Source organism: Streptomyces alkaliphilus (genome assembly GCF_014141535.1).
GTDB classification, from domain to species: domain Bacteria; phylum Actinomycetota; class Actinomycetes; order Streptomycetales; family Streptomycetaceae; genus Streptomyces; species Streptomyces alkaliphilus.
Window position 1 is genome coordinate 1 of the sequence record NZ_VKHT01000578.1, and the last position, 3,341, is coordinate 3,341.

At 68.6% G+C, this 3,341-nt stretch carries 4 protein-coding genes and 1 pseudogene; 1 reads left to right on the forward strand and 4 read right to left on the reverse strand.

Annotation, left to right across the window (positions count from 1 at the left end):
• The 4 genes from FNQ90_RS16915 to FNQ90_RS16930 all read right to left on the reverse strand — a co-directional run.
• Window positions 1-552, reverse strand: a 552-nt coding sequence (locus FNQ90_RS16915; protein WP_182607151.1) for a RibD family protein, incomplete at its 3' end; no start/stop codon positions are given.
• 174 nt (window positions 553-726) lie between these two features.
• Complete coding sequence (locus FNQ90_RS16920; protein ID WP_182607152.1) at window positions 727-1,419, reverse strand: DNA alkylation repair protein; 693 nt, start codon at window positions 1,417-1,419, stop codon at window positions 727-729.
• A 392-nt stretch (window positions 1,420-1,811) separates the two neighbouring features.
• Entirely contained in the window at window positions 1,812-2,012 is a 201-nt protein-coding gene (locus FNQ90_RS16925) for a DUF397 domain-containing protein (protein ID WP_182607153.1), read from the reverse strand.
• Between the two features lie 14 nt (window positions 2,013-2,026).
• Window positions 2,027-2,881 (reverse strand): helix-turn-helix domain-containing protein, encoded by an 855-nt coding sequence (locus FNQ90_RS16930; RefSeq protein WP_182607154.1) that lies wholly within the window; start codon window positions 2,879-2,881, stop codon window positions 2,027-2,029.
• A gap of 273 nt (window positions 2,882-3,154) precedes the next feature.
• Between FNQ90_RS16930 and FNQ90_RS16935 the strand changes: the two are divergent.
• Window positions 3,155-3,341, forward strand: a pseudogene (locus tag FNQ90_RS16935) (ATP-binding protein); the annotation flags it as partial.

A 3,341-nucleotide genomic window follows, 5' to 3' on the forward strand; every position in this document is an offset into this window, starting at 1 on the left:
CAGGGGCGCGACGACCAGCCGGATCTCGTCCACCAGCCCGGCCGTCAGGAAGAGGGTGTGCATCGCGCCGCCGCCCTCGACCATCAGCCGTCGCACGCCGCGCTCGGCGAGGTCGGCGAGCACCCGGGCCGGGTCGGGCGGGTCACCGGCGTCGACGACGATCGCGACGTCGCCCAGTCGGGCGGAGACACCGGGGACGGCCCGGCCGGGGCAGTACACCAGGCGCTCGGCGGGGCCGGTGGTGAAGAACCGGGCGGCGGGGTCGAGGTCACCGGAGGTGGTGAGCACCACCTTGGCCGGGTGTTCCGGAAGGCCGGCGGCCAACCGGGCGGCGCGACGTTCAGGGGAGCGGACCAGCAGACGCGGATCGTCGCGGCGGAGCGTGCCGGCGCCCACGAGGATCGCGTCGCACCCGGCCCGTTCGGCATCGACCCGGTCGAAGTCCTCCTCGCCGGAGAGTAGGAGACGTTCGGGACCGGCGGTGTCGATGTACCCGTCGACCGAGGTCGCCACGGACAGCAGCACCCGGGGTCGGCGGGCCGGCGCGGTCATCTCTTCCCTCCGGGAAGGCGGGGACGGGCTCGGACGCCCGGCGTTCCGGGCACCCGAACGCTACCCGGTCACGCCGGGTCCTGCCGGTGGCGAGGGTCGGTCCACCGGGCCTTCAGGACTACCGTGGGCTCCGGGCGACGTCGACCCGGTACCCGACCGTGGCCGGCCCTCGGCTCACTTTCGAAGAGATCTTTCCAGGTCGTCGGGGAGCAGGTATGTCGCGAGCCGCAGGGTCGGGCGGTTCATCCGGTCCCGATGCTCGGCGAGGAAGTCGAGCAGACGTCCCCGGTCGACCTTTCCGACCTCCCGCAGCGCGGTACCGACCGGTTTCGTGACGAGTTCGCTGGGATCGTCGAGCAGGCGCTCCGCCAAGGCGAGCGGGTCGTCCAGGTCGCCCTGGCGGATGAGCCAGAAGGAGGCGGTGATCGCCGTTCGCCGCTCGATCGCCGCCTCGGACCGCGCGAGATCGAACAGCGGTTGACGTGATTTGTCGAGCAGGTACCAGCCCACGACCCGTGGGGCCGAGCGGTCGACGAGGTCCCAGACATTGATGAACTCGTGGTGATTCAGATAGGTCTCGTAAAGTTGCCGTCGCCCGTCGTCGTCCAGGCCACGGCGTCGCGCCTTGAAATCGAGGATCGAGACACCGGTCATACGGATCTCGTACCACGGGCTGGACAACAGGCCGGGGACCCGGGAGAGGTCGAGATCCACCCATTCCCCGGCAAGGTCGAATACCTGCTTCATCCGCACACCGATCACGTCCAGGCCGCTTTCGGGCGGTAGGCGCCGCAGGATCCGGTCCTTCTCACCGGGGCTGTGTCGATCGCTCAGGGCATCGTGAATCCGTGCGTGGGGTTCCGTCATTCCGATGAGCTTCCTGTCGTGGTCCGATCGGCGTGTGCTCCGGTGAGTGATTCAGGGGCGATGGCCATGACCCGGACGAGGGCCCACTGCCCGAACGGGCGTGAATCGATGGTCGAGTCGCGCGGGCCGGGCGCGTATTCATGATGGTCTCGAACCCGACCGGGAGCAACTCGCCGGGGCGGACCCGCCGGCCCCGGTGGTGGTGTGTTCGACCCGGGTCACGATCACGATGCCCGGCCGCTCCCGACCGGCCCGGGAGCGGCTACCGAGGAACGACGGGAGGGCAGGGGACGCGCGAGGCGGGCGCAGTGGTGAGGGGAGGGCGATGCGCGAGGCCTCACCCTGCCCGCTTCCCGATCACGGGAAGCAGCGGTGGGAAGTGCTCATGAAGGTCACGTCATGATCCGCCGGTCGGGCCCGGAGCCCTCTTCTTTGATCATGTCGAGCAGCGCGGCCAGGCGGGGACGGGAGGAGTCGAGCACGATGGTCGGCTCCTCGCTCTCCCGGAGACGGACCCGGGACCCGTCGGAGGCGACCTCCAGACAGTCCGCACCATTGCCACCCGAGAAGGAGGACTTCTGCCACGCGCCCACAACGGCCTCCGTGTTCACAGGTCTCGCAGGATGAGGTGTATGAGGTCCCGGGATGCCCGGGGGTCGAGAGTCGCCCCAGCCGCTTGTTCCAGGAACATCCGGTACCCGGCCAGTTCCTCATCCGCATGGAAAAGGACGTTTCCGTAAGGCCCTTCGAGTCGAGCGGTGTCCAATTTCGGCACCCCCGCCTGCACATACAGGACGGGGTGAGTGGCCTCGGTGAAGTTCTCATTGGCGAAAGGAAGGACTCGCAGGTCGATATGGCCCTCCTCGGAGTGTTCGAGCAGTTCGGTGAGTTGGTGAGCCACCACCTTCCGCCCGCCGAATCGCATACGTAGTGCGGCCTCGTGCACGATCAGGCGGAGACCCACCGGGTTTGTCCGTTGCAGCACGGCCTTGCGACGCATCCGGAACTCGACGCGGGTCTCCACCTCGCCCTCCGGAAGCGGAGGTACCACGCCTCGGAAAAGAGTGCGGGCATACTCCTCCGTCTGCAACAAGCCCGGCACGCAGAACGGTTGGAGGGAGCGAAGAGCCACCGCGTGGTGTTCCAGCTCCGCGAGGTCGAGGAAGGCCGACGAGAGGGATCTGCGGTACGCCTCCCACCAGTGCTCACCCCGCCGCTCCCGGACGATCGCGCACAGGGCGTCGATCAGAGCGCTGTCGACGCACTCGTAGTACCGGGCGAGTCGTCGCAGACGGTCTTCCCCGATACCCAGACGGCCGGCCTCGATGTGGCTGATCTTGCCCTGATCGACACCGAGGAAGGCCGCCGCGTCCTTGGCGGGAAGCCCTGCCCGCTCCCGGAGCTTGCGCAACTCGGCACCGAGTCGAGCTTGGCGGGCGGTGGGGTGGGCCCTGAGCGGCATCGGGTCGGCGTCCTTTCGTCGGGCGGGACGAGTGTGCCGGGTGGGTTCGGTTGACGTCCAGTCAGCCATCGAACAAAGGAGCATCCTTGCAGCGGGGCAAGGTTGCTTCTACTTTACGTGGTGGCGTCGTCACCTTCCGTCCGGGTGACGGCGGGGAATCCGACTCCGAAAGGCATCCCCATGTGTCCGGCTCTCGCTCCGACCCACCCGCACCCGGGGAGGCAAGGGCTCATCTATCGATTGACGGCCCCGAACACGGCGGACACCGCCCGGGTGGCACGTGACCACGTGGCCTCGCTCCTCTCCGCCTTCGACGGGGGCGGGGTCGTGGACACGGCACGGCTGCTGGTCTCGGAGCTGGTCACCAACGTCTTGCACACCGCGAACCCGGTCGTCACCGTGACCACCGTCCTTCGGGAGGACCGGGTACGGATCGCCGTCTCCGACGACTCCCCCGCTC

Coding starts and splice junctions, on each gene's coding strand:
- FNQ90_RS16920 (WP_182607152.1), bottom strand. CDS start 1,419: ATGACGGAACCCCACGCACGGATTCACGATGCCCTGAGCGATCGACAC.
- FNQ90_RS16930 (WP_182607154.1), bottom strand. CDS start 2,881: ATGCCGCTCAGGGCCCACCCCACCGCCCGCCAAGCTCGACTCGGTGCC.